The sequence below is a fragment of the Rhizobium phaseoli genome (genome assembly GCF_010668805.1).
Lineage (GTDB): Bacteria > Pseudomonadota > Alphaproteobacteria > Rhizobiales > Rhizobiaceae > Rhizobium > Rhizobium phaseoli_A.
Map to the genome: position 1 here is coordinate 186184 of NZ_WUFT01000009.1, position 23071 is coordinate 209254.

Genomic DNA, 23071 nt, shown 5'->3' on the forward strand with positions numbered 1-23071 from the left:
ATGAGGAGCATGACTATGTCCGAAAACCGCTCACAGTTTCGGCATTTAAGGTTTCAAATCATAAGCTTGCTGCGATGCGCGAAGCTCCACCAATGTCTTGCCGACACAACTGCCGCCTCCCAACCCACCGACCGCCTTCGCCTTGCCATCGAGCGTGATCGTGCCGGCGATCCGGTCAGATGCCGCATAGGTCGCCACACCGTCATGGGAGACCCTCGATATGTAAAACGCATGGTACGTTTCGTTGTATTTGCAATGGATGACCAGCGGAAACTGAGAGAAGGGATCGTCCTCGGCGCGGGCGACGGTCATCTGAAAAACCGACCCCACCACTGCGGTGCCATCAAGCCTGCAACAAATCGTTTCGATCTTTGGCGGGACACATATGTCATGGTTCAACCCCTTTGTTACACTCCTGGCAAATATCCGCTTTCGCTAAATCGTTAAGGCGATGAGTGCATCCCGGTCGAGAAGCCGGACAATTCGTTGCGATTTGCCGTTGAGACGAAGGATGTGTTTTTCCCGCAGCTTCGTGAAAGAGCGGGCAACCGTTTCTACCGTCAGGCCAAGATAGTCGGCAATATCGCTGCGACACATCATGATATCGAATTCCGGATCCTCGGGATGACGTTCAACCATCTCCTGAACAAAGGCCGCAAGGCGCTTCAGCGCGCTTTGCTCGCTGATGATGAGCTGTTTTTGCTGGGCCTTGGCAAGGCCCGTCAGGGCAATCTGTAAAAGATCGATGGGAACGACCGCGGCCTGATTGGTCCGAAACGATCTTACGCGCGTTTCGCAGATGGCTTCTGCAAAATCGGTTCGCACATTTCCGATCTCGAGCCCGAACCATTCGCCCTTGCCGCAGAACGATAAGATGTGCCGCTGGCCATTCGATGTGAGCCGGTAAATCCGAACTGCGCCTGCTTCGACCTGGTAGATCGCAGTAACGTGTTCGCCTTCGCTATAGATCGTCTCGTCGGCGCTGAATTTTATCGACTGATCCTTTGCCGCCCCTGGACCCGCCCTGTGGCGGTGGTCGGGAACCGTCGTGAATTTTCTGACCGCCTGAGCTTGAAACATGCGCGTTGCTCCCGTCCACGCTGCAGCATAAGCAATCGTTGCGTTCCTCGGTATTCGAGATACCCCTTACGTATTGCTACGGAAGCAGGCGATCACGGACCGGTGTATAAGGCTATTGCCCCTGAAGAGCCGTATCGCGGGAGGTCTAAATGGCATCGGAAGAGGGAGGGGACAGCCCGGCACGACAAGAACCGGCAAGCATTCGCGCACAGCTTGATCGTATGCTCGCAAGTCCGGAATTCCTCGCTCCCGAACGCGGCCGCCGCTTTCTCCAATATATCGTGGAAGAGACGCTAGATGGCCATGGCGAGCACCTCAAGGCCTCTACGATCGCACAGGCGGTCTTCGGACGCGATGCCTCCTTCGACGCGCAGAACGATCCTGTTGTCCGTATTGAGGCGGGGCGTATCCGTCGCGCAATCGAACGGTACTATCTCGTTTGCGGAGGCAGCGACCCGATACGGATCACCATTCCCAAAGGGGGCTATGCTCCGCATTTTTCGAGCGGTGAAGAAGCCTCCAACCCAGGCGACGTGTCTGCGCTAAATGAGAGAAAGCAAAATCCCCCCGGGCACGAGAGACCGCTGACCTATCGCGATCTCCTCCTGCCGATCGGCATTCCTGCACTGTTGGGCGCCATGGCGGTTCTCGCCCTTATCCGTCCCCTCGCGTCCTACCTCTCGCCGGCGGGGACCTTGCCACCTCCTGCCCAGTCAATGTTGGACAGCAACACCAGGATTGTCGTCGAACCTTTCGCAGCCCTCGGGGCTACCGCGCAAGGAGCAGACTTTGCGAAGGGAGTGGTCGATCAGCTCATCGCCAGGCTCGTCAAGGTGAACGGCTTCGTCGTGCTGACCCCCGGGCAATTCGGTACGGAGCCTATCGGCCCGCTCTTTAATTTGCAGGGGAGTGCTCTTGTCGAGGGCGGCGCGGTTCTCCGTCTGCATGTCCGCCTGATAAACGGCGCCGATGGCGCGGTCATCTGGGCAAATCAATATGATCGCGACCTCAGTGATCAAACTATTCTCGATGTCGAGGACGAGGTTGCCGCTCAAATCACCAAGGAGATTTCAAGCAGCCGCAAACTGGGCCGCTCGGGCTCCCAGCCATAGCGGTAACATGAATCTTTACGGGCTTATTCTAGGAAAACCCGATGTCAATCTTACGATGGAAGGTTGACCGCCACGCCGGCGGCGCGCAGGCCGTCAAAAAATCGTTCCTGATCTTCAGGACGTTTCAGACGTAAGGACATCTCCTGGCGGATGTTCGTCATCAAGGCGGGCGCGTTGATATGGAGCCAATCCTGTTCCACCCTGGCCTCATCCAACTTCCCCGCAGCTCCGAGAATGGATAGCAATACGAGATGACGCAATGGGTTGCAGTCAAGATCGGATTTTCGCGACCACTGTTCCGCGGCTTGCATATCGCCCCGCATAAATGCGCAGAGCGCCATGCCGCCTTGGTAGTAGCCTCGGGAACCGGCATTTTTGTCGATCGCAATTGATATCAGCTCGCAGCCTGATTGCCATTTTCCGGACATCGCCAGTCGCAGTCCGTACTCGCCCGCAACCTCCACATCGTTAGGATTTGCAGCGTAAGCTGCAGTCCCGGCCGCAAGTGCCTTGTCGATATCCCCCCTGAAGAAGTTCACCAGCATCATTGCTCGCAGCACCTGGGGATCGTGCGGCGCGAGCAAAGCGGCCCGCTCGGCCGAAACGGTTGCAAGTTCGAGAGATTCAGCAGAGGGCGTTGTTCCGAGCTTGTAGCGAAATCTGATTTCGTCAAGGTAGACCATCGACAAAAGCGCCCAGGATGTAGCGTTGTCAGGCATACGGCGGGTTGCCTGCCACAGGCATTCGCGTGCGGCGCCATGACTTTGAGCGGTCATCGTCTGGACATAACTATGATAGGCCAAGACACAGGGATATGCATCATGATCCCCGTTCTTCATCGGCACGGCGACCAAACCTGGTTCGGCCTGAAAGAGCGCGCCAAGGGGCTGGCCTAACGCGCTGACGATTTGCCCGGCGACATTTGTCTGAATACCAAGCTTGTTTTGAGCGCGAAGTTCGGCATCGAAATTACTGGCCCAAACGACGGCTCCATCTGCTTGGCGAACCAGCCTTGCAACGGAGCGCAGCTTACGTCCGTCCATCTGGATGTTGCCTTGAAGAGCGTAGTCTGCAGCAGCGGCATGATCATCTCTTGACGCATCGGCAACGACGACGATGTCGTCGAGTTGGGCGAGCTGGCCAATAATGTCATCCCTCAGGCCCCGCGCGATATCCAGATTGGGGTCGATGGTGCTGCTCGTTGCAAAAAACTCGACAGCAACTTTTGGCCTGTAGGTAGCCGACGATGGAGAACCCGTAGGGACATTTCGCGCTACAAAAAGTGCGGAGCCAAGTGCGAGGAGAAGGAGAACGAAGAAGAAAAGAAGTCCGGTTGCGACGCCGCGAGCGGTTGGCAGCGCCGGAGGTTGCCCCTCGGGATGCGGATGTCTTTGATCCGCCAGGTCTGCGGGTGGCGCGTTTTGCGGGCCGTTACCGGGTGGCGCTGGCACGGACGTGTCCAGAGCATATTCGAAATGCGGTACGTATCCGCCTTTAGGGACCGTTATGATGACCTCATCTGCTTGGCCTACGACGAGATAATAGCGCTCCAGGGCTTTTCGTATTCGACCAGCCTCGATGCGAACGACTGGGTCATTCTGCGGGTCAAAGGAGGCTTCCCGCCCAAAAACGACATTGGCGATCGTAAATGCCTTCAGAAAGCTTGATCGTCCAGCCAGCGTCTCGTTGACAACGAACTCCAGGAAATTTCGCCCCCGCTTCGGGGCGTGAAACTCTTCGCTTCCGAGAATTCGTTGAACTTGCTCGCAAATTTCCTCAGCGGTCGGCGTAAGACTGCTAAATACATTAGCTTTTGCCGCGCTTCTCATTATCGCCCCCACGACTTGATTAAGCACTTATAAGCGTCTTCTAAATCACCATAGCTGAGTAGATTGCAGTTGCAAGGGCTAGTTCGAACTAACGAGCGCAGGCTGGCCAGACTTTGACCGGTGAGGTTCGGCGCGTTTCAATTGATTGTTTAACCGCGTGAATGGTCATGGCCATACGCATGAGTTCCGCAAGATTGCGGGCGCCCATCTTGGCCATCACGTTGGCGCGATGCACTTCCACTGTCCGCGAGCTGATACCCAGATGATAGGCGATCATCTTGTTCTGCAGCCCGTCGAGGACGCCGGTCAGAACCTGATGTTCGCGATCCGTGAGCTGACGAACGCGCGCCGCGACGGTCTCGGAACCGGCGATGGTGTGACTTTGCCGCCTTTGGCCCATTGCCAGGTGGATGGCCGCGATCAAAGCTTCCTCCCTGAGAGGCTTTTCCAGGAAATCCGATGCCCCCGCCTTCATCGCGTTGACCGCTGCACCGACGTCGCCCTGGCCGGTAATGACGATCGACGGAACGCCCGCACCCAGCCGGTTCAGGCGCTGAAGCAATTCTATGCCGTCGACGTGGGGCATGCGCAGGTCCGTGATGAGGCAGCTTCTGCCCGAAAGCGGCAGAAGCTCCAGAAACGTGTTTGCGCAGCTGTGCGCCCGCACGGCAAAACCTGCCGACACCAGCAAAAACGTCAACGATCGTCTCGACGACTCCTCGTCATCGATGAGATGGATCGTAAGGTCGTTCGCCATCTGCTTTGGTCTCCACTAGCGGAATTGAGAACGAGAAGATCGAACCCCTGTCTCCTCCTTTGCGCGCGCTTATGCGGCCCCCATGCGCTTCAACAATGCGCTTGGACAATGCCAGGCCCATACCGAGGCCATGTGGCTTGCCGGTCACGAAGGGGCGAAACAACGATCCTTCCATCTCGGGTGCAATCCCACAGCCGTTGTCGGACACTTCAACGACAAGAGACGAGAAGTTCTCAACTGTCGTCCGGACCCCGATAGAGGGCTGCTCGGCACACTCCGTCGCCTCCAAAGCATTGCGCAGGAGGTTTGTGAGCACTTGCACGATCTGAACGCCGTTTGCGAGAACGACGTCCCGCGCCGCCTTGAGCTGGAAGTTCGTATGAAGGTCTTTTCGCCGCGACCCCATAAGCGCAAGCCGTATCGCCCGATGGATCAGTTCGTGCATCTCCTGCGATGTCCGCTCGGAGGTGCCGCGCGCGGCGAATTCTCTTATGTTTTGGACAATACTACCTGCCCATAGCGCATGCTGTGTGATTTCCAACAGGGCTTGACGCAGCTCTTCGCTGCGCCGGGGGCTATCGGTGGCGAGGCGGCCGCACCCTTGGGAATAAGCTGCGATGGAGGACAGCGGCTGGGAAAGTTCATGCGCAAGCGTGGATGCCATTTCTCCGAGTTCAATCACTCTTGCAAGGCGAGCGACCTCGTGCTGAAGCTCCTGAACTTGACGCAAAGTCTCGCCCTCGGCTTGATAATCCTCGAAAATCGCTGTGGTGAAGACGCCTTTTTCGCCATGCCTTCTAACGATGGTCAAGGCAGTCGGGAATTGGTCTCCGTTCTTGGTGAGCGCCAGGCCGGCACGCACTGCGCCGCGGTCTCCCCATCGTCCCTTGAGTTTAACATTCGGTGTCGGACGCCAGACAAAGTCGATCTTGCGTCCGATCAACTCCCGCTCTTCGTAGCCGAACAACGCGACCGCAGCCTTGTTGCAGGCCGAAATTACGTGGAGATGGCTGATAAAGAATACCGCATCCGGCATGTCTTCGTGGAGTTGCTGGATCCAATCCATCCGCCGCCCGTCTTCTTCTTCGGTCAAGGCGCGCGCGGGCTCGGGGTATGGCATTTGGGGCGTCAACGACCATATTTGACCCACCACAATCGGGGCAGCGGTACTAGTTTCGGCAGAGACATGCGGTGCCTCCATCTTGATGGGCATGATGCTCTCCTCCGCCCTTTGAGACGCATTGGCCGTTGGGAGCGTCGCTTTTCCCGACCGATAGCCTGATACTACCATCCTTGGATGAGAAACCGGTGTAGGATCGGGTAGCCTCTATTGTTCGTCCCTCGGGACTTTTGGCCGATCTGTTGTCAGGGCTTGCCATTATCCAATTGATCCGGCGCAATGCGCGCGCTTCATTGATCTATTATTGTGAGAAGCAAAGGCAACGTGGCCATTCGGGCAGTGAATAAAACCAGAGTCTGATGGCAGGTTGATCCTTTAGATCGATGAGCGATGCCAAAAGGCCGTCGGCTCTATCTCCGAACAAAAGCCGCGCGACTACTATCTTATCGCAATGCCAGTGCATAGCGGATCCATGTCGATGGTTTAGACGGGATCGAGGCAAGGCATGCCGGTGGAACAGCGTGCTTGAATGACACCTCGCATCCGGGTCAACCTGGTCAATCTTTGGGGGAGGGCGCGGCGATGTGGCGGTTGCCTGTCGAAGCTCCGTTCGAACTTGATATAGAACTCGCTGTCATCGACGATGACGGCGTTCATGCGCTGGTATTTCCCTGCCAGCGTCTCCCCGATGGCTGGATCAATGCCATGACGGGTGAAGTGCTCGACGTCCACCCCACACATTGGCGGATATGGCAAATCTATCGATGTGTCGTTTCGAGCCTTCAGTGAAAATGGGATGAGCCTCTCTCTTGGAGTCACCCACCACATATTGCGCCGCCAATTGTCTGCGATCAATGACCTGCCCGAGCCGGCCCCAATAGTGTGATGGTCGATAAACGAGCGGCGGCGCCGCGATCAAAGAAGCTGCAGGGAGGGCCACATGCGTGGTTTCGGCGTTCAAGGGCGCGCGAAGGTGAGGCGGAGGCAGATCGCACCGGCGCCCATAAGGATCCAGAGGATGATCGCCAGATTGCCATAGGGAGCGACGGCAACCGGGGAAAGATTAAACCCGGACCCGTCGATGTTTCCGACCACGATGGCGGCGCAGCCGGCAAGTCCCAGGCTCTTGCCGTTTGGCGACCTTGTCATGAAGACATCCGGAGAATCTGCCTTTCCGTGCCGACGCGCTTCCGGACAGCGGTTCCTGAGTGTGATCTTCCACCAAAACAATAGGCACCGCAATCCGGTCCAATCTGCGATCGTCCAACTTGCCGGGTGCGTGCCCATGCGGGAACGGCCTTCCGTTCATCATGTTCTCGCTTGGGCAACATTGATCGAACGCAATGCCCGGCTCCTGCGCATGGGCTATCCTACGTGCCGAGGATCAATTTGTTCTCAGGAGTTAGAGAAATGAAGATCGCCGTGATCATTGGAATTGCCGCGTTGACCGCTTTCGCCGGTACCCTTCCGATACAAGCTCAGCAGGATCGACGCGAATATCGAAGAATGAACTGGAGCGAGAATTTGCCTGACGCGGTGCGGGCTTATCATGGCAAAAGATTCACGATCGTAAGTTACCGGGTCGCAGGTTTTTCAGAGACCGGTTCACACCCACAGCCAGGCAGTGAAGCGCATATTGACGCCATTCGAGCCGCAATTCGCGAGAACAAATGGCTCGTGGCGCAGCTCAAGACCAAAAAGCTGCGGCCGAACGATATCGAGTGGGCGTCACGGGCGCGCAACGGAAACATGACGTTTTATACAAAATAACGACGATCTGCGTTGGCGTGCCCCCAGGAATGTCAGGCTGAGGCGATTGCACCTCGACCGAGCAGAAGACGCAAGCTTGGCCTACGGCGTTCCCGCCACCAGCAAAGGCGGAGGGCCGCCAGGCTTCTGCCTTTGGGCCCGATGATGCTGTGTAACCGCTGCCCTAACTGTTCTCGAATAGCCATAAGCGCCGCCGAAATGGCTTCGGCGTTCTCCGGGGCTCGAAAGAACCAGGTCGATCTCAGCGTCGGCATCGCGCTCGGAAGCGCTTCCCAGATTGCGTTGTTCGTTGCACCCGTCCTGGTTTTGCTGAGTTAGGTGATCGGCCCGTCGCCGATGAATCTGCAGTTCTGGTCGGGTGTCGTGGTGATGGTCTTCCTTGCGACCATCACGGCGATGTTCGTGACGAACAGCGGACGGTCGGCATGGATTGTCGGCGTGTTGGTGCTGATGGTCTATTCGATCTTCGCCATAACGCTGTACGTCCTGCCGCCGCAAATGCAGTGAGGTCGTGCAGCGTAATGATGCCCGAGCCCGGGGGCGGGGCGATAGGGGTTCCACGATGTTCGACAGCGCCGCGTGCGAAGGACGCTGTAGCTCTTTTGAATTTGAAGAAGGTTGCCGCTTCATAAGGTCTGATGCTGAACCGCAGAGAGGTGGAAATCGTGCCAGTCGGAAAAGGCGACGAGCTGGGCGCCAGGCAAATGAGACGCCTGTTCTTCATCGCGCTTGCCCGGCAGCTTCGTATCATTTGGCCAATCCTATCCGGCATCGTGTCGGTAATGATCGTGTCTGGCCTGGCAATATGGCGCATCGAGAATTGGAGGATCGACGAAGCCCTGTACTTCACCTTTGTGACCGGACTCACCATCGGATATGGTGATTTTACGCCCAAACATGTATTGGCCCGGATGTTTGCTCTGGTAATTGGTTTTGCAGGAATCGTGCTGACCGGCGTCGTTGCGGCTGTCACAGTGAAGGCCTTGAGCGCAACCGATCAAGACAGCCGGAATGGGAGAGACCGGCCAGATGAGCCCTGATACAATGCAGCGGCTGCTACCTTCGGGGAAAATAAAGGGGCGGTTTTTTCATGCTTGTGTCGGCTTTCGCCGCACATCCCTTCGACGGCCGGCGTCAATTCGAAAGCGGTCCGGTCAAACCTGCGATTTTGAAATACATTCTGCGAGGGAACGATCTGGTGTTCACGCAGTTTGGGAGGCCTTGCAGAGGTGAGCGCGGAGTTATTCAATGGGTAAAGAGCGTGGACGGAGGAAGCTGATGCTGAGGCTCCCCGAGTTCCGTCGCGCGTTGACCGATCAGGCCAGTGAGGCGCTAGGTGAGATTTTCGAGGCTTATGATCTTGCCGCCGATGCTCTGGACCGTTTCCGAAGACAACATCCAAGGCAACAGACGCTAATCACCGAATATGAACAAGTCTGCCGCGAAATAGAGCACGAGGTCGCCGTCTATTGCACCAAAGACTGAATGCCGAACACCGCGAAAGCGTCCATCGACAGACGGAGACATACCATCTGAGCTGCCGCATGGAACCAGCATCTGCCCATCCCAGTGATTTCAAGCGGCCTTTGATCCCTCCGGTGCATCGGATGGCCATGCCCAGGCTTTCAGAAGTTCATAGAAGACACTGAGGACGATCGGTCCCAAAAATAGCCCCAGCAGACCGTATGATAGAGTTCCTCCTATCACGCCGATCAGGATGACCGGCATTGGAGTCGAGAGGCCCCGCGACATCAAGATCGGCTTCAAGATGTTGTCGACGAGCGTGATCGGGACCGCGACGCAGGTAAAGGCAAAGGCCGTGACGGGCGACCAGGAAAACCAAGCCCAGATGATGGCAGGCAGGAGCACCAGGCCTGGCCCGAGCTGCATCACGCAGAACATGAAGACTAGAAAGGTCAGTGCCCCGCGCGCTGGCATGCCAAAAACGGCGAAACATAAACCGCAAAGCAAGGTCTGCAGAAAGGCGACGCCGATGACACCGCGCGAAACGTTTCGCACCGTCGCGCCTGCCAGCCGGGCAAAGCCGACACCTCTGTCCCCGCCGACCCGGCTCGCCAGCGCCTGAATTGCTGTCGCCAGGTGCGCCGCCCTGGTCAGAAGCAAGCCGGAAAGCATGATGGAGGCGACAAAGCTCAATACGCCGCCGCCGATCGATGCGAGCTTTGCAACAACACCCCCCATGACCTCACGAATGGGCGCTTGAAACTTGACGATGGTGGAGGCCAGGTCACCAACAATCTGGTTCCATGTGTCATGAATTCGCTCGCCGACGACCGGCCATGCCCGCACCGCTTCCGGGGCTGAGGGGAGCGTGACGGTTCCCGACCACAACTTGCCGATCAGCGCCTGCGCGGCATCGGCAAAATTGACCGCAACGAGGGCGAGCGGTGCGATGATCAGCACAAGACAGCCGATGACAATGATCGTGGCGGCAATTCCCGGTCTGTTTCCGATCAGCCGCGTGAGCGCCTCGAACATCGGAAACAGTGCGACCACGAGAATCGCCGACCAGATGACGATGAGTGCGAAGGGAGCGATGAGTTTCATGGTCCAGTAGGCAAAAAGCCCGATGATGCCCAATCGAACCAGATCGCTGACTTTCGCCTCTATCGAAACCTGTCCGGCCTCACCTCTTTGCGTCGTCGTCTCGGCTGACCTGTCCATCGTCGCGGCGCCGTCCGTTCTAGGCTCGGTTGTTTATGAGGTGACGTCGGGCACGACATGTCGGATGCTGTGATCATCGACGAAGTCGGCCGGCCGCTTCTGGCGTTTTTTGAGATCCGGCGCATTAAACTTGAGGCGCTCATAGGGGATGGATTGCAGGATGTGCGAGATGCAGTTGATCCGCGCGCGTTTCTTGTCGTCCGACGGCACAATCCACCACGGTGCGTGATTTGTATCGGTCATCCGCAGCATCGCGTCATAGGCGCGCGTGTAATCCCACCAACGCTGAAAGGATTCGACATCCATCGGGCTCAGCTTCCATTGCCGTAGCGGGTCATCGATCCGGCGCTTGAAGCGACGCTCCTGTTCCTCCTCGCCGACCGTGAGGAAGTATTTCAGCAGAACGACGCCGCTTTCGACGATGGAAGCCTCGAAGCGAGGCGCCAATTCAAGGAAGCGCTCCGCCTTCTTTTCGCTGCAGAACCCCATGACGCGATCGACGCCGGCACGGTTGTACCAGCTGCGGTCGAATATCACGATCTCGCCGGCTGCCGGCAGATGGGCGATGTAGCGCTGCATATAGATCTGCGATTTCTCGCGCTCGGTCGGAGCGGGCAGAGCCACGACCCGGAATACGCGTGGACTGACCTTTTCCGTTATCCGCTTGATCATGCCACCTTTGCCGGCAGCATCGCGTCCTTCGAAAATGATGACGATCCTCGCACCGGATTTCTTCACCCAGGCTTGCAGATGCGCAAGCTCCACCTGCAGGAGGCCGATTTCCTTTTCATAATCCCATTTCTTTTTCTTTTTGTCCTTGCTGCCACTGTCGGCTTTCACATCGATCTGGCTCGGTTCGTAATTCTCGTCCATAGCTCTCCCTCCTGTGCTTAAGGTGCGTTGGCTGCCGAAGCTGCCGGTCCGGTCCGATCGAAATCACCGATCAGCGTTCGCAGGGCTTCCTCCCTGCCGTTGAAAAGATTTTCGGCTCCGATCGCCTTGATGACGCCGGCACGTTCGAGAATGCCGCGGCTCTCTTCACTGAGGTCGGCTAACGCGAAAATGATGTTCCGCTTGGCGAGGAGCTCGGCCACGGCCTCCAGTGCTGTTGCGCCGGTGCTGTCGATATGCGTGATGGCGCTCGCATCCAGCACGAGGCATCTGGTTCCGACAGCGAGCTCCTTTGCCACCGATGTCAGTCGCATACGCAGGTAATCGGCGTTGTAAAACAAAATGCTGCCCTGGATGGCGAAGACGGCGGCGCCCTCGACCGGGCGGGCTTCGGGAAATCGGCGAAGGTCAAAGAAGCCATGCCGTCGCTGGATGCGGCCGAGAAGACCGTCGCGCGGGAACATCGTCTGACGCAGGAGATAGGCGAAAGTTGCCGCAACAGCGACGACCACGCCGTTGAGGACCCCAAAGCTGATCGCACCCCACATGGCAATCAGCGCAAAGATGAATTCCATACGACTGACGCGCCAGATCTTCTTCAGTTCGTGAACATCGATGAGGCTGATCGCCGCCGTTGCAAGGATTGCCGCGAGCGCCGGGATGGGAAGTATCCGCAAGGCACTGTGCAGGAAAACAAGGGCGGCAATCAGTGTCGCTGCCGATACCAGTCCGGCGGCCTGCGAAACGCCGCCGGTCGACAGGTTTATCGCGGTTCGCGAATCCGAGACGCTGACCGGAAACGAGCCGAACAGAGCGGGTGCGATATTGGCAGCGCCAAGTCCGATCAGCTCCTGATTGGCGTCGACCTCCTCTCCGGTTCGCGAGGCGAAGCTTCTTGCTGCGACGATGCCGGCGCCGAAGCTGACGAGAAAGATCGCGGCTGAACCGATCACGATCATATCGAGGGGCATCCGATGCAACGCGGGCAGGGACAGGCTCGGCAGTCCGCTCGGGATGTCGCCGACAACCGCGATCCCCCGACCTTGGAAGTCGAAGATAGCAGAGAGAATAACCGAGAGGACGACCACCAGAACGGGGCCTGGGACCCTGAGATGAAAGGCCCGGACGATCCATAGCAACGCGAACATCACGAGGCCGAGGAGGAACGAAGGCCAGTGGATGAGATTGCCCTTGGCGATGAGCTCTAGGAGTGGCGGGATCAACCCATCCGATTCAATCTTGAGCCCTGTGAAGCGGCCGATCTGTCCGACAAGGATCGACACCGACACGCCGGCAAAGAATCCCACCAGAATGGGACGCGACAGAAAGCTCGCCAGGACACCGAGCCGCAATAACCTTGCCGCAATGCAAAAGACGCCGACGCCAAGGGCAAGAGCCGAGGCGATGGCGATCCTGTCGGTATCGGTCGCAGCCGGTCCAGTTGCGATGATTGCTCCCATGGCAGCCGCCAGCACGCTCATGGTCGCAGCATCAGGCCCGACGACCAAGAGCCGGGAAGGTCCAAAGATCGCATAGGCGATCGGCGCGACGATGCTGGCATAGATGCCCGTCTCCGGGGGCAGACCGGCGATGGCGGGGTAGGCGATGGCGCTCGGCAAGCCAACGGCTGCGATCGACAAGCCGGCCGGAATGTCACTGCGGAGCCAGGCTCGGTTGAATCCGGCCAGGCCCCGCAACATGGGAAGACTTCCTATCACCCCTGGCTCCTTATCCCTTGCCGTTGCCCTCGCCCGCTCGGCGCGTCAGAGTTGGTTTTTGCGGCATAAACCGACGCAGGGTTTCTGCGGGACATGCCGTTAGTGTTCGAGGAAGACGAAGTTCATCCAGCTGCTCATCCGCAACAGGACCTTGCGCATGACTGCGACATGGTGCCAATGGTGGGTGTAGACCGCGACATCGGCGACGACGCCGCCTGGCAGTTGATAATCGTCGGTATTTTCGAGCAACTCGATCCGAGCCAGCGTTTGCCCGGGCGATATGCGCTCGGGCGATTGTGGATCGATCAGCGCACCGCTCGGCTGCAACTGGCCCTGGGCCATCACATCGATGACCCCCTGCACCCGTGCCTTGAATATCTTTCCGGGCACGGCTCTAAAGGAAACCTCCGCTTCATCACCGACGCGCACGCGCTGCAGTGAGTTCTGGATGAAAGCTGCCGCCAGCATGCGGTCCTGGCTGTCGATGAAGACCATGACCGGGCGCAACGGCAGCGGATTGGCCATCATCCCAGGGCGCAGGAAAACCTGCGTGACGTAACCATCGGTCGGAGCCCGCACGACCGTCTGGTCGAGTTCGTACTCGGCGTTGTGCAATTCCGCTTGCAGCCTTGCAACGGTCGGGTTGGTTCCGTTGATCTCGGACTCAAAGGCAAGTTTTGCCTGCAACGCTTGGGCGCGGGCCGTCTCGACCGTGGCCTCTGACGTCAGGTAAATGCCGCGCCGGTTTTCGACCTCGAGCTCGGAAAAGACGGCGCCCCTGCCGTTGGACTTCGCATTCTCGTTCGACTGCTGGAATTTCTCAAAGGCCTGCTGGGACCTGTCCCTCGAGGCCTCGGCGCCCGTGACTGCTGAATTGGCAGCATCGACGGCCGCTTTCAACTGCAGGACGGACTGCTCGGCTTCGGCGAGCGCGGCTTTCTTTTGATCGACGGTAAACTGATAGGGCCGCGGATCTATGCGAAAGAGAATGTCGCCCTTCTTCAACGGCGCATTCGCTGTCACCGGGACGTCGATGACCTGGCCTCCGACGACGGGAATGACCGGAGCCGAGGTGAAGTAGATGCGCCCGTCGCTAGAATAGGGATGGTTGTAACTCATCAGGAGCAGCAGGGTGGAAATGAGGAAGATCCCTCCAAGAACGGCCGTTGCGAGCGTCCATTGGGTCACCGGGATCCTGAATATTTTAAAGACTACCCAGCAGATTGCGGCGTAGGTGAGTACGAGGAGCAGATCCATCAGGCGTTCTCCTTCTCCGGCGTCTGTGTCTCGAGCTCGGCGATTCTTGCATGGAGACGAGCAATTTCCGCATTCGCCTCAGCTTCGGCGGATAACTTGCCGTCCTGCCGGATGCCCCAGCCCCTGTCTTCGCGGTAAAGCGTCGCCCAAATGAACAGAAACGGCCAAATCACGTGGAGGGTGAAGAGGCTGACCCAACCGGCAACATGAATGGCGTCCTGATGGGGGTGGTTTCGTGCCTTGGCCATCAGATGGGGAATGTCATGGATTGCAATCACGGCGTAAAAGAGCGTGACCACGACGAAGACTAAGACGCCCAAGGCAAAATAGTCGAGAAACACGGATCCCCCTTCCGGCTTGGTCTGTCCGAGCCATTTGATCGCAAGCGAGGATTGGATAATAGGCCCGTTTCGGTGCAAAGACCCGTAGCATCGCGTAATCTCTATCGGGGCGTCTGCAGCCAATCTGCCTGAGTGGATGCGCCTGAGTGCGAAGGAAAAACGCCAGATAGGCAGATCCATCCTGTTCCATGGCTCGGTTGTCGAATGCGCAAATCGATTCGAGCCCCGGCGAGCGTAGGATCGCGTATTTTACGTCTTGGGGCGGTTCGCCTGATATATAGTTCCATCTCTGCTGGCGCAGTTCGGTGTCGGGGGCGGAGATGGTGTCGGGAGAAAGTGGTTCGACATATTTGTCCGCCCTTGAAGCGGCAGAAGCTTATTTTCCCGACCAGACAAGGCTGGTGCAGCGACTTTTCTACGTCAACGATGCCTTTCACAGCATGTGCGAGGACCTCGCTGCGGCGGCGCAGGCGTTGGCCCGCGTCGAACAGCTGTCTGACGCGGTGAGGGAGGCGCGACGGCTCGAATATGCGGGGTTGGTCGATGCGCTGCTGAAAGAGATGAGGGAAGCGATAGCACAATCGAAAATTGTGATGCTCAGGCGGACGCCAATTACCCCCAAACTGCGGTGAAAGCCTGTGTCGTTCAACGATTAATAAGAGAGGTCCGTGTGCGATGAATAGAGTTTCCCGCAAGTTGCTGGTCGGGTTGTCGATCTTGGCGATCATCGCGTTCCAGCCGGTACTCCCGGTCAGAGCGCAGGCTCCTGCACCCGCTGCTGCGCCAGACCAGGCGGATGCAGAACAGTCCACGGCGACACTCCTTTCAGACGATGAACTTGAAGTGCTCGTGGCGCGGATCGCGCTCTATCCGGACGAACTGGTCGCGGCGATTTCGGCCGCATCGCTCTTCCCCTTGCAGATCATCGAAGCCCAGCGTTTCCTGGATACCAAAAAGAAGAACGACAACCTCAAGCCCAAAAGCGATTGGGACGGGAGCGTCGTTTCGCTGCTCAATTATCCTGATATCGTCAAGATGATGAGCGAGGATCTCGAATGGACGCAATCCTTGGCCGCTGCGCTTGGCAGCCAGCAAAAGGACGTCCTGATCGCTATTCAGCAGCTTCGCGACGAGGCGGTGGCAAAGAACATCATCAAGACCGATGACAAGGTGACTGTCGTTACGGAAAACGACAACGTCATCATCCGGCCGACCGATCCGCAGAAAATCTATATTCCGCAATATCCGCCGGAGATGCTGTACCAACCGGACTATGTAGCCGAACCGATCTCCTACTATCCCGATTATTACGACAATTATTACTATCCCGGCGCGGCGTTTTTTGCCGGCGCCGTCACCGGGCTCGCCTGGGCGGCCGTCGTCAATTGGGACGACTGGGGGGTATGGGGCGGTCGCTGGGGCGGTGGTGACATCGACATCGACTGCAACAATTGCCTAAACGGTCGAAATTTCAACGGCAAGATGAAGTGGAACGATGTCGATTGGTCGAAAGTCGACCGCAGCAAAATGAGCATCGGCAAGGACCAGCTTGCCAAGCTGGACCGCTCGTCGATCAAATCCGGATTGCAGGCCGACAATCGCAATCAGTTGCGCAACAGAGCGTCCGAAATAAATGCAGGCCAGAGGCCGGGTACGCGTGATGTCGGCGCCCGCGCCGACGACATCCGGAAGGGAACGGTGCAGGGGCTGAAGGCAAAGCCGCAACCCAGAGCGCCGAACGCGGCCAATCGTCCAGGCGCGTCTCGTCCCGACACGCGCCCGGCAACGTCAGCCAATCGACCGAACAAGCCGGCGGCAAGGCCTGCGCAAAAAGCCAACAAGCCGCAGATGGCCGCCAGGTCCGACAATCGCAACCGGCAGCCGAGTGCGCTTGGCAATGTCCAATCCGGCCGTCGGGAAGCGGTTTCCTCGAAGCGCGGTGCGCAGAGCATGGGCAGCCAGCAGCGCTCTGCGCCGCGTGCAGCGCCACAGCGTTCCCGCCCGCCAGTATCGCGTGGCGGTGGTGGTGGCCGTGGTGGTGGCGGCGGTGGCCGCGGCGGCGGCGGCCGGCGGTAAATGTCTTCCCTCCAAGATGCCGGAGTTCTATGATGAAACCTCAATCAGCCTTGATCCCGCTTATGCTTTCTTCCCTGCTCTGCGTGGTTTCCGCGACGCCGTCAGTGTCGCAGATGCAGACCGATCTTACCGAGTTTGCGGCGGCAGGTCCGACCCCGTCGTTTGGCACGCCGGCGGAGGTTCTCGATCGCCTGAAGGCCGTGCTGGCTAGCAACGATGTCGACGGGTTCGCAGGTCTTCTCGGCTTGAAGGCAGATAAGCTGCGGTCCAGCAACGAGGCGATGATCACCTATGGGCTAATCCGCGAAGGCGCCGCACGACAGATGATCCTGGAGGATCTCAGTGGACGGAAGTTCGTCGCGATCGGCGACAGGCTCTGGCCTTTGCCCTTCCCGCTGACGGAAAACCAAGGGAAGTGGTTCTTTGATACCAAGGGCGGCCTTCAGGAAATCGTCAATCGCCGGGTCGGCGAAAACGAACTCGCAACGATCGATACCATGCACGAATATGTCGCCGCTCAGTATCAATATGCTTCCGAGGACCGTGATGGCGACGGCATTTACGAGTTCGCGAAAAAATTGATCAGCAGTCCGGGCAAGCTGGACGGGTTGTATTGGGACCCGAGCGTCTTTGGCGAAGAAAGCCCGGCTAGCGCCCTGGTCGAGACGGCGGCTTTCGGCGCCGCCAAACGCGGCCAAGGCTATTTCGGATACCGCTATCGCATCCTGACCGCCCAGGGTGACAACGTTCTCGGCGGCAAACAAAGCTACATCGTCAATGGCTATATGACCGCCGGCTTTGCATTGCTCGCCTGGCCCGTCGCATATCGGGTGACCGGCGTGGAGACCTTTATCGTCAACGGGGCGAGCGTCATCTATCAGCGCGACCTCGGCCCGCAAACGGAACAGCGTGCCGCGGCGATCAAGGATTTCAATCCGGATGCCAACTGGACTGTTGTCAGCCAGTAGCCACTAGCTCCAAGAGAGTGTCGCCCGAAAACCGTTAGTTTTCGGGCGACTTCATCCCTGATCTGACATTGGAAACGGGATTTAGACTTGGCCCCCCGGCCTATCCGGCTCTGGCGCTAACGCCTTGCGTCGGGGAGGGGAGGTTCCGGGCAGCGGCCATCGCGCGGTTGGAGTAGCGCTTATTGCCTGTGACTTCTTGCCCAAGCCAGCTCGGCAGGTCTGGCCGATCATCCTCGCTTGCCATTTCTATCTCGGCGAGCGTCAATCCCTCATAGCGGCCCGCAAAGACGTCTATGGACCAGATTCTGCCGTGATGGAGGACCTGGTAGCGCGTCTTTTCGATGACGTGGCCGGTTGCATGGAGGAGCAGGTCGCGTGCCTCTTCGACGGGGATCTCGTACTCGAATTCCTCCTTTGAGAGCTCCGCTATGCGGAACTTGATCGTCAGGCACCCGGAATGCCCGTCGATCAGGCGGACGCGTATCGAACTCTCGCCGCGGGACAGGTAAGTCTGCTGCAGGACATGCGAATTGCCGGCGCTATCGCGCCAGCTATTATCGCGGATCAGGAACTTGCGTTCGATCTCGGTCGCTTTCAAGTGATCTTCCTCCGCTCCGCCCAGCGGCTTCGGCGTCAATCGACAGGCGGCTCCCAAGTGAGGAAGAAGCCGACATCTCCAGGCATGCCGTCCGGGAAGCTGATGATCATGGCCTTCAGCCCGTAGCCCTGCGGCCTTGCAACCGCCTCGAAGAGTTCGAGGAGTTCCTTTGCCTTCCCCTGCAGGGTCTTTTGCCATCCAGGTAGGTTGTTATTGATGGCGCGTCCGCTGTCCGAGCAGAACGTCGACGGGAAACTGTAGATCAGCGCCTCGTATTTGCCGTCTGCGGCGGCCTTCATCACCAGCCGCTTGATAACGGTGCGTTCGGCTTCGCCGATGCTTTTGCGGAAAAAATCCTCGACGAAATCCGCATGTTTTTTTGCTTCACGCGCCTTGATCTTGTCGTTGCGGTCCATCTCGAGAAGCTGAAGCTCCAGAGCACGTTTGCGCAATTCCTCTGCACTGGTCATGGGATGAGGGGTCGAGGTCTCAGGGGATGTCATGGCAGCTCCTCCAGGATATTTGATGATGATAGGGGGAGCTGGGAGATTAAGGCAGTAAAATACATGTCGGCTGTGGTAGAATACGGTATCTTACGCTGGTATTCCGCGCACTGCGCCTTCATACCTCAACCGACTATAGAACGAACTCCTTTGGCCATTATTGGGCTGCTCGGTTGGGTCAGGATTGCCGTTACGCCAGGCTGAGATTATCGTTGGGACGACATACTGCAAGTTGTTATCAATCGGAACCCGGGGGCCCCGATGACGAGTGCAGGCATTGACCGAAGCACCGCTTCCCAAGACGAGGTGCAACAACAACTCGACCGAATTCTTGCCAGCCGGGAGTTTCGCCTCCCGGAACGGGCGAGAAGATTCCTCGAATTCGTGGTGATGGAAACGCTTGCGGGCCGTCGCGAGTACTTGAAAGCGTTTACCGTTGCGCAAGCCGTTTTTGGCAGGGATGCGAACTTCGATGCCCAACAAGATCCATGTGTTCGGATCGAAGCAGGGCGACTGAGACGCGAACTGGAACACTATTACCTGACTGATGGCGGTGACGATCGGGTCATCATCACAATTCCCAAAGGCGGATACGCGCCAGTCTTCGAAGTCAACCCCAACGCCGAACCCGTCGAAGTGTTGCCAATGGAGCAGCCTCTTGGCCCAGCGCTCTCAGGCGACGATGGCGAGGAGGTCGAAACGGCGGCAGACAAGATCGGCGTTGAGCACCGACCCCTATCAAGGCGGCCCTGGCTTCTGGTGGCAGGCGCGGTCATTTTCGTCGCCGCGGCAGTGGGCATATTTCAGCAAGTTCGGTCGCCGCGCTCGGACCGCGGAACGGTACAGGCAGGTGATACCCGCCCCAGCATCATCGTCGAGCGCCTTGATGCTGTATCCGACGGGGCTCCCGCGACCGATATCGCCCGGGGCATGACCGACGACATCATCGAGAAGATGGTCCGCTTCAATGAGATCATTGTGGTCACAGCGGTGCCGGGCAATAACGGCGTCGCTTCGTCAGAGCCGCTCTACGCCCTTCAGGGAAGTGTGGAGCTCGACGGCAACAGGCTGCGTTCAATCCTGAGGCTCGTGCGACGGGCGGACGCGGCGGTCATCTGGGCAAGAAACTATGACGCGGACACGGACGTGCAAGGTATCCCAGAAACCCAAGCACGCCTTGCGGGGGATATCGCCACGGCTGTCGCCCGCCCGTTCGGCGTGATGTTTCAGAGCGATACCGCAACCATCGCCGGAAGCGCGGACGCCTTTTCGTGCATTCTCTCCTATTACAGCTACCGTAGCGAAATGACGGTGCGGGCACTTGAAGTGGCAAAACACTGCCTGCAAGAGGCGATGGAAAAAGCGCCTGCCGATTCCAATGTCGCGGCGCTGCTTTCGCTGATCAACCTCGACGAGTTCCGCTTTTCATACCAGCTTCAGACCAAACCGACCGCTTTGACGCTCGGCGTCGCGAAGGAGCTTGCCCAACATGCGGTGCGGCTCGATCCGAAGAACGCACGCGCACTTCAAGCGCTGATGCTTGCCGACTTTTTCGGCGATGATCAGCCTGGGGCGTTGGACGCCGGCGCCGCTGCCTATGCCAACAACCCGAACGATCCCGATGTGGTTGGGGAATATGGCCTGCGCCTTTCAATGTCGGGGCAGTGGGATAGAGGCTGCAGATTGATATCTGAAGCTGTCGGCAAAAATGCCGGTCCGCGCGGATATTACGAGGTTGGAATGGCGCTGTGCGCTTTCATGCGGGGCGATTTGCAGGCTGCCGAACTATGGTCGCGTATGTCGGACCTGAACTACAATCCGATGCATCGTCTCGTATTGTTGTCTATTCTCGGCGCGCTTGGAAAGAAGCAGGAGGCGCAGGAGCAGTTGGAATGGATCAAGGGCAAAACACCTGCATTGATTTCGAACGTTCGGCCAGAAGTCGTCAAGCGGCTGGCGCGGGCCGAAGATCAGGACCGGTTTTTCGCAGGCATAGAGGCCGCCGGCCTGTCGATGCCGGACAAAGCGCCGAACGAGTGACGGATACCAGCGGCATCGCGATTGCGCTAATGGCCGAACTTGCCGCAAGAACGCCGGCACTCTATCCCACTCCAGGCCAGTCCTGCTGCGGCAGGCGACGTTAGGGTGTAACGCTTAACTGGCAAGATGGTCGACCGGTCACCTGTCTCTCCTGGGAACGGCGAGATCGGACCGGTTACCGGAACGTCGCAAAAACAATTCGGCTGATGGAGGCTTGCCCCCTCCCCAACATCACAAGCTTGGTATATTTCCGCGAGTTCCTGGTCCGCTCTTTAAAGCCTCAACCTCCTCAGAGAGGCGATCCTTGATCTCGTCATGAGTTTCCGATGCGACCGCCACAGCACGGTCGTAGACCTCCGAGGCAACGGCTTTGCCTCGATCAACAAGCTCGGACGTCTCAGCACTCATCGCTTCCTTGGCAGCATCTGACACCTCTCCTGCGAACTCGTCTTCCGTCTCAGTGCTCGGGAGCGCCGCGCCGATAGCCGCCCCTACGGCGAAAGCCAGTGCGCCTCCGACCAGCGGCTGATCGCGAAACTGGGTGAGGATCATGGCGTTGAGCTGGGTGGTCTGTTCTTGCAGATTGGTTGCCGCGGTAGAGGTTCGGCTGGTCAACGAGCTGGCGGTCCCCGCCGCGCGATCGGCGATGTCTTGCGCTGCCGTCTTGGCTTGTTCCCACTTTTCTGCGGCCCAGCCGGATGCCGAGTCGAAAATCGCACCGGTCTCGTCGAGGATTTGATTGACCTGCTTGCCACTGGCATCGACGAAACCGCGATAGGTTTTGCCCGTCTCGTCTATAAAATGACCGGCACGACGTCCCGTTTCGTCGGTGAGCGCCTTCAGTTGCTTCCCGGACCCGTCGCCGAAATGGCTGTATCGCACGCCCCCGATAGATGTGGGCGGGCCAATGCGGCGCACGGGCCCTTGAACAGGGTAAAGTGCAAAGTCCGGGCCGGTTGGCGAAGTTGACGGGGCGGTCGACGGAGGGCTGCCTTTGGCCATCAGCCAAGCCAGACTGACGCCCATCAGGGCAACAGGAAGCGGATTTTCCTTTAGCGCCGAGCCGAGATTGCCGACGAACTCGCTGCCTCCGCTGCTCTTGGCGTAGGCGAGAACCTCATCGACCAGTTGGCCAGGCGACATTCGCTCCTGGATGGCGTTGATACGATCCCCAAGTCGTTGCCGATCGTGCTCGATTTCTCGCTCAAGCTCGGCGGACGTTTTGTCTGTAGACGTTTCCATCAGAGTTTATCCTTCACGGTTTGCACGTCACGGCGCAGCGAAGTCGTCGTTCGGTCAAGCGTCAAATTGCTGCGTCGGAAAGCGGCAAGACCGCGAGCGATCATGAGCCATGCAATGATGCCAATCACTGCACCGACGATTACGGAAGCCAGCGCGTTGGCCGTCGGCTCGGCAAATCCTTGCGCCACGAGCAACGCGGCTATGCCGCTGACAATGGCGCTCAACAGGACGCCGACGGCTCCAATCGCCATGACCAGTCCGATCAGAAGCACTTCAACGCCGCTCAAAGCATTGGATAGTTTCTCCGACGCTTCGGTTTTGGCCAGATCGATCTCCTTGCGCAGAAGACCGGTGACGTCGCGTAAGAGCCCGCCGATTAGTTCTGACAGAGGCGTATTGTCAGAGGAATTTTTCATTTGAAATCCCCGCTTCCAGAAACCGATTTCACTGTAGTCGACGGACCCGTTGGGCGATCTTGATCACTTCGTTTCGAAGAGGCGATCAAGAACCGACTTGCGGTTAAGCCTGCAAGCGCCGCAATTCCAAGGAATGCCATTGGTTGCCTGCGCCCGAAATTCTCGGCCAATGAAGCAATTTCGCCGAGGTCCTTGCCCTCTATCCTTTTCGCAACGGCTGCAACGCTGCTACCGATTTCGCGGGCGTAGCGGCCGACCTGTCGCTGATCGGAGGCTTCCAGTTCCGCCCCGACCTTTTCAAATGCCGCTGCAATGCCGCTCACTTGATGCGCGGCAAAATGCGCCTGCTCGGAAACCACCTCGTCGACCTTTTCAATGACGGCGCCGGAGCCCTCCTTGATCATGCCTTTCGTCGCGCTGATGTCCGCGTTGAGCTTGTTTTTCAGGTCAGTGAGTGGTGAGGCGTTCGCAGACGGACTGCGTTCTCCTGTCGGAGCGGAAAATTCGTCTGTCATCGAGGGCCTCCATGGCGTGATCGTTTGTGGAGGACGAACCTCAATCTTCTAGCTTTGTTCCCGATGATGGGGTCTGAGGTTGAACAAAAGCCGTGTCGCTGCGGAGGGACGACTGGACGACGGCAAGGCTGAACCGGCGGACACGCGCCATCA

Annotated in this window: 24 protein-coding genes and 2 pseudogenes; 10 read left to right on the plus strand and 16 right to left on the minus strand. The window is 58.3% G+C overall.

All coding sequences use genetic code 11. The features are described 5' to 3' along the window. Positions 1 to 45 precede the first annotated feature (45 nt). Both GR197_RS16000 and GR197_RS16005 read right to left on the minus strand, forming a co-directional pair. Positions 46 to 312, minus strand: a complete 267-nt coding sequence (locus GR197_RS16000) for a hypothetical protein (protein WP_164011218.1) — start codon at positions 310 to 312, stop codon at positions 46 to 48. 123 nt (positions 313 to 435) lie between these two features. Continuing rightward, a complete protein-coding gene (locus GR197_RS16005; protein WP_164011220.1) occupies positions 436 to 1080 on the minus strand; it encodes a helix-turn-helix domain-containing protein in 645 nt (214 codons plus the stop codon). A gap of 149 nt (positions 1081 to 1229) precedes the next feature. Here GR197_RS16005 and GR197_RS16010 point away from each other — a divergent pair, with 149 nt between their 5' ends. Continuing rightward, on the plus strand, positions 1230 to 2192 hold the full coding sequence (locus GR197_RS16010; protein ID WP_164011222.1) for a hypothetical protein: 963 nt from the start codon (positions 1230 to 1232) through the stop codon (positions 2190 to 2192). Between the two features lie 50 nt (positions 2193 to 2242). On the opposite strand, the gene GR197_RS16015 is transcribed toward GR197_RS16010, so the two are convergent. From GR197_RS16015 to GR197_RS16025, 3 genes are all read right to left on the minus strand, one after another. Continuing rightward, entirely contained in the window at positions 2243 to 4021 is a 1779-nt protein-coding gene (locus GR197_RS16015) for a hypothetical protein (protein WP_204330230.1), read from the minus strand. Between the two features lie 88 nt (positions 4022 to 4109). Beyond that, the gene (locus tag GR197_RS16020; protein WP_164011225.1) at positions 4110 to 4778 is read right to left on the minus strand and encodes a response regulator transcription factor; all 669 of its coding nucleotides are present in this window, start codon (positions 4776 to 4778) and stop codon (positions 4110 to 4112) included. Next, a complete protein-coding gene (locus GR197_RS16025) occupies positions 4744 to 5991 on the minus strand; it encodes a sensor histidine kinase (RefSeq protein WP_164011227.1) in 1248 nt (415 codons plus the stop codon). Before GR197_RS16025 ends, GR197_RS16020 begins: the two co-directional genes overlap by 35 nt. 432 nt (positions 5992 to 6423) lie before the next feature. Here GR197_RS16025 and GR197_RS16030 point away from each other — a divergent pair, with 432 nt between their 5' ends. Then, complete coding sequence (locus tag GR197_RS16030; RefSeq protein ID WP_348643281.1) at positions 6424 to 6687, plus strand: hypothetical protein; 264 nt, start codon at positions 6424 to 6426, stop codon at positions 6685 to 6687. Between the two features lie 174 nt (positions 6688 to 6861). Here the strand turns inward: GR197_RS16030 and GR197_RS16035 are convergent. Further along, positions 6862 to 7047: pseudogene (locus GR197_RS16035) on the minus strand (amino acid permease); the annotation flags it as partial. A 261-nt stretch (positions 7048 to 7308) separates the two neighbouring features. Here GR197_RS16035 and GR197_RS16040 point away from each other — a divergent pair. From GR197_RS16040 to GR197_RS16055, 4 genes and pseudogenes are all read left to right on the plus strand, one after another. After that, positions 7309 to 7668: a hypothetical protein gene (locus tag GR197_RS16040; RefSeq protein ID WP_204330231.1), complete on the plus strand. Its 360-nt coding sequence runs from the start codon at positions 7309 to 7311 to the stop codon at positions 7666 to 7668. 186 nt (positions 7669 to 7854) lie between these two features. Further along, positions 7855 to 8175: pseudogene (locus GR197_RS16045) on the plus strand (calcium/proton exchanger); the annotation flags it as partial. Positions 8176 to 8372: 197 nt separating this feature from the next. Next, a complete protein-coding gene (locus tag GR197_RS16050; RefSeq protein ID WP_164011338.1) occupies positions 8373 to 8708 on the plus strand; it encodes a potassium channel family protein in 336 nt (111 codons plus the stop codon). Between the two features lie 208 nt (positions 8709 to 8916). Further along, positions 8917 to 9153, plus strand: coding sequence for a hypothetical protein (locus GR197_RS16055; protein ID WP_164011229.1), 237 nt, complete (start codon positions 8917 to 8919; stop codon positions 9151 to 9153). 90 nt (positions 9154 to 9243) lie between these two features. Here the strand turns inward: GR197_RS16055 and GR197_RS16060 are convergent, their stop codons facing one another. The 5 genes from GR197_RS16060 to GR197_RS16080 all read right to left on the minus strand — a co-directional run bounded on the left by GR197_RS16060 (position 9244) and on the right by GR197_RS16080 (position 14560). Beyond that, the gene (locus GR197_RS16060) at positions 9244 to 10353 is read right to left on the minus strand and encodes an AI-2E family transporter (RefSeq protein WP_164011231.1); all 1110 of its coding nucleotides are present in this window, start codon (positions 10351 to 10353) and stop codon (positions 9244 to 9246) included. 33 nt (positions 10354 to 10386) lie between these two features. Then, entirely contained in the window at positions 10387 to 11226 is an 840-nt protein-coding gene (ppk2, locus tag GR197_RS16065; RefSeq protein ID WP_164011233.1) for a polyphosphate kinase 2, read from the minus strand. Between the two features lie 17 nt (positions 11227 to 11243). Further along, on the minus strand, positions 11244 to 12944 hold the full coding sequence (locus GR197_RS16070; protein ID WP_204330232.1) for a SulP family inorganic anion transporter: 1701 nt from the start codon (positions 12942 to 12944) through the stop codon (positions 11244 to 11246). Positions 12945 to 13061: 117 nt separating this feature from the next. Beyond that, entirely contained in the window at positions 13062 to 14219 is a 1158-nt protein-coding gene (locus tag GR197_RS16075; RefSeq protein WP_164011237.1) for an HlyD family secretion protein, read from the minus strand. After that, a complete protein-coding gene (locus GR197_RS16080; RefSeq protein WP_164011239.1) occupies positions 14219 to 14560 on the minus strand; it encodes a DUF3302 domain-containing protein in 342 nt (113 codons plus the stop codon). The genes GR197_RS16075 and GR197_RS16080 overlap by 1 nt, the downstream gene beginning before the upstream one ends. Positions 14561 to 14880: 320 nt before the next feature. On the opposite strand from GR197_RS16080, the gene GR197_RS16085 reads away from it, so the two are divergent. From GR197_RS16085 to GR197_RS16095, 3 genes are read left to right on the plus strand one after another with little or no spacing between them, the layout of a single operon-like run. Further along, the gene (locus GR197_RS16085; RefSeq protein WP_164011242.1) at positions 14881 to 15192 is read left to right on the plus strand and encodes a hypothetical protein; all 312 of its coding nucleotides are present in this window, start codon (positions 14881 to 14883) and stop codon (positions 15190 to 15192) included. 43 nt (positions 15193 to 15235) lie between these two features. Continuing rightward, positions 15236 to 16636, plus strand: a complete 1401-nt coding sequence (locus GR197_RS16090; protein WP_164011244.1) for a DUF3300 domain-containing protein — start codon at positions 15236 to 15238, stop codon at positions 16634 to 16636. Positions 16637 to 16668: 32 nt separating this feature from the next. Then, positions 16669 to 17604 (plus strand): DUF2950 family protein, encoded by a 936-nt coding sequence (locus GR197_RS16095; protein WP_164011246.1) that lies wholly within the window; start codon positions 16669 to 16671, stop codon positions 17602 to 17604. A gap of 100 nt (positions 17605 to 17704) precedes the next feature. Here GR197_RS16095 and GR197_RS16100 read toward each other — a convergent pair whose 3' ends face one another. Further along, positions 17705 to 18202: a CYTH domain-containing protein gene (locus GR197_RS16100; protein WP_164011248.1), complete on the minus strand. Its 498-nt coding sequence runs from the start codon at positions 18200 to 18202 to the stop codon at positions 17705 to 17707. A gap of 35 nt (positions 18203 to 18237) precedes the next feature. Next, the gene (locus GR197_RS16105; protein WP_164011250.1) at positions 18238 to 18705 is read right to left on the minus strand and encodes a hypothetical protein; all 468 of its coding nucleotides are present in this window, start codon (positions 18703 to 18705) and stop codon (positions 18238 to 18240) included. A 261-nt stretch (positions 18706 to 18966) separates the two neighbouring features. Here GR197_RS16105 and GR197_RS16110 point away from each other — a divergent pair, with 261 nt between their 5' ends. After that, a complete protein-coding gene (locus tag GR197_RS16110; protein WP_164011252.1) occupies positions 18967 to 20745 on the plus strand; it encodes a hypothetical protein in 1779 nt (592 codons plus the stop codon). A 231-nt stretch (positions 20746 to 20976) separates the two neighbouring features. Here GR197_RS16110 and GR197_RS16115 read toward each other — a convergent pair whose 3' ends face one another. From GR197_RS16115 to GR197_RS16125, 3 genes are read right to left on the minus strand one after another with little or no spacing between them, the layout of a single operon-like run. Further along, positions 20977 to 21987 carry a DUF3618 domain-containing protein gene (locus GR197_RS16115; protein ID WP_164011254.1) on the minus strand — a complete coding sequence of 337 codons (1011 nt, stop codon included), beginning with the start codon at positions 21985 to 21987 and terminating at the stop codon, positions 20977 to 20979. Continuing rightward, positions 21987 to 22403, minus strand: a complete 417-nt coding sequence (locus tag GR197_RS16120; protein WP_164011256.1) for a phage holin family protein — start codon at positions 22401 to 22403, stop codon at positions 21987 to 21989. Before GR197_RS16120 ends, GR197_RS16115 begins: the two co-directional genes overlap by 1 nt. Next, positions 22400 to 22918, minus strand: coding sequence for a nutrient deprivation-induced protein (locus tag GR197_RS16125; protein WP_164011258.1), 519 nt, complete (start codon positions 22916 to 22918; stop codon positions 22400 to 22402). Before GR197_RS16125 ends, GR197_RS16120 begins: the two co-directional genes overlap by 4 nt. Positions 22919 to 23071: the final 153 nt, after the last annotated feature.

What these genes read in the sequence shown, in the direction of transcription:
- GR197_RS16095 (WP_164011246.1), top strand. Translation starts at nt 16,669, where the DNA reads ATGAAACCTCAATCAGCCTTGATCCCGCTTATGCTTTCTTCCCTGCTC.
- GR197_RS16125 (WP_164011258.1), bottom strand. Translation starts at nt 22,918, where the DNA reads ATGACAGACGAATTTTCCGCTCCGACAGGAGAACGCAGTCCGTCTGCG.
- GR197_RS16120 (WP_164011256.1), bottom strand. Translation starts at nt 22,403, where the DNA reads ATGAAAAATTCCTCTGACAATACGCCTCTGTCAGAACTAATCGGCGGG.
- GR197_RS16010 (WP_164011222.1), top strand. Translation starts at nt 1,230, where the DNA reads ATGGCATCGGAAGAGGGAGGGGACAGCCCGGCACGACAAGAACCGGCA.
- GR197_RS16015 (WP_204330230.1), bottom strand. Translation starts at nt 4,021, where the DNA reads ATGAGAAGCGCGGCAAAAGCTAATGTATTTAGCAGTCTTACGCCGACC.
- GR197_RS16005 (WP_164011220.1), bottom strand. Translation starts at nt 1,080, where the DNA reads ATGTTTCAAGCTCAGGCGGTCAGAAAATTCACGACGGTTCCCGACCAC.
- GR197_RS16050 (WP_164011338.1), top strand. Translation starts at nt 8,373, where the DNA reads ATGAGACGCCTGTTCTTCATCGCGCTTGCCCGGCAGCTTCGTATCATT.
- GR197_RS16040 (WP_204330231.1), top strand. Translation starts at nt 7,309, where the DNA reads ATGAAGATCGCCGTGATCATTGGAATTGCCGCGTTGACCGCTTTCGCC.
- GR197_RS16000 (WP_164011218.1), bottom strand. Translation starts at nt 312, where the DNA reads ATGACCGTCGCCCGCGCCGAGGACGATCCCTTCTCTCAGTTTCCGCTG.
- GR197_RS16090 (WP_164011244.1), top strand. Translation starts at nt 15,236, where the DNA reads ATGAATAGAGTTTCCCGCAAGTTGCTGGTCGGGTTGTCGATCTTGGCG.
- GR197_RS16060 (WP_164011231.1), bottom strand. Translation starts at nt 10,353, where the DNA reads ATGGACAGGTCAGCCGAGACGACGACGCAAAGAGGTGAGGCCGGACAG.
- GR197_RS16105 (WP_164011250.1), bottom strand. Translation starts at nt 18,705, where the DNA reads ATGACATCCCCTGAGACCTCGACCCCTCATCCCATGACCAGTGCAGAG.
- GR197_RS16115 (WP_164011254.1), bottom strand. Translation starts at nt 21,987, where the DNA reads ATGGAAACGTCTACAGACAAAACGTCCGCCGAGCTTGAGCGAGAAATC.
- GR197_RS16085 (WP_164011242.1), top strand. Translation starts at nt 14,881, where the DNA reads ATGGTGTCGGGAGAAAGTGGTTCGACATATTTGTCCGCCCTTGAAGCG.
- GR197_RS16020 (WP_164011225.1), bottom strand. Translation starts at nt 4,778, where the DNA reads ATGGCGAACGACCTTACGATCCATCTCATCGATGACGAGGAGTCGTCG.
- GR197_RS16055 (WP_164011229.1), top strand. Translation starts at nt 8,917, where the DNA reads ATGGGTAAAGAGCGTGGACGGAGGAAGCTGATGCTGAGGCTCCCCGAG.
- GR197_RS16110 (WP_164011252.1), top strand. Translation starts at nt 18,967, where the DNA reads ATGACGAGTGCAGGCATTGACCGAAGCACCGCTTCCCAAGACGAGGTG.
- ppk2 (WP_164011233.1), bottom strand. Translation starts at nt 11,226, where the DNA reads ATGGACGAGAATTACGAACCGAGCCAGATCGATGTGAAAGCCGACAGT.
- GR197_RS16025 (WP_164011227.1), bottom strand. Translation starts at nt 5,991, where the DNA reads ATGCCCATCAAGATGGAGGCACCGCATGTCTCTGCCGAAACTAGTACC.
- GR197_RS16070 (WP_204330232.1), bottom strand. Translation starts at nt 12,944, where the DNA reads ATGTTGCGGGGCCTGGCCGGATTCAACCGAGCCTGGCTCCGCAGTGAC.
- GR197_RS16075 (WP_164011237.1), bottom strand. Translation starts at nt 14,219, where the DNA reads ATGGATCTGCTCCTCGTACTCACCTACGCCGCAATCTGCTGGGTAGTC.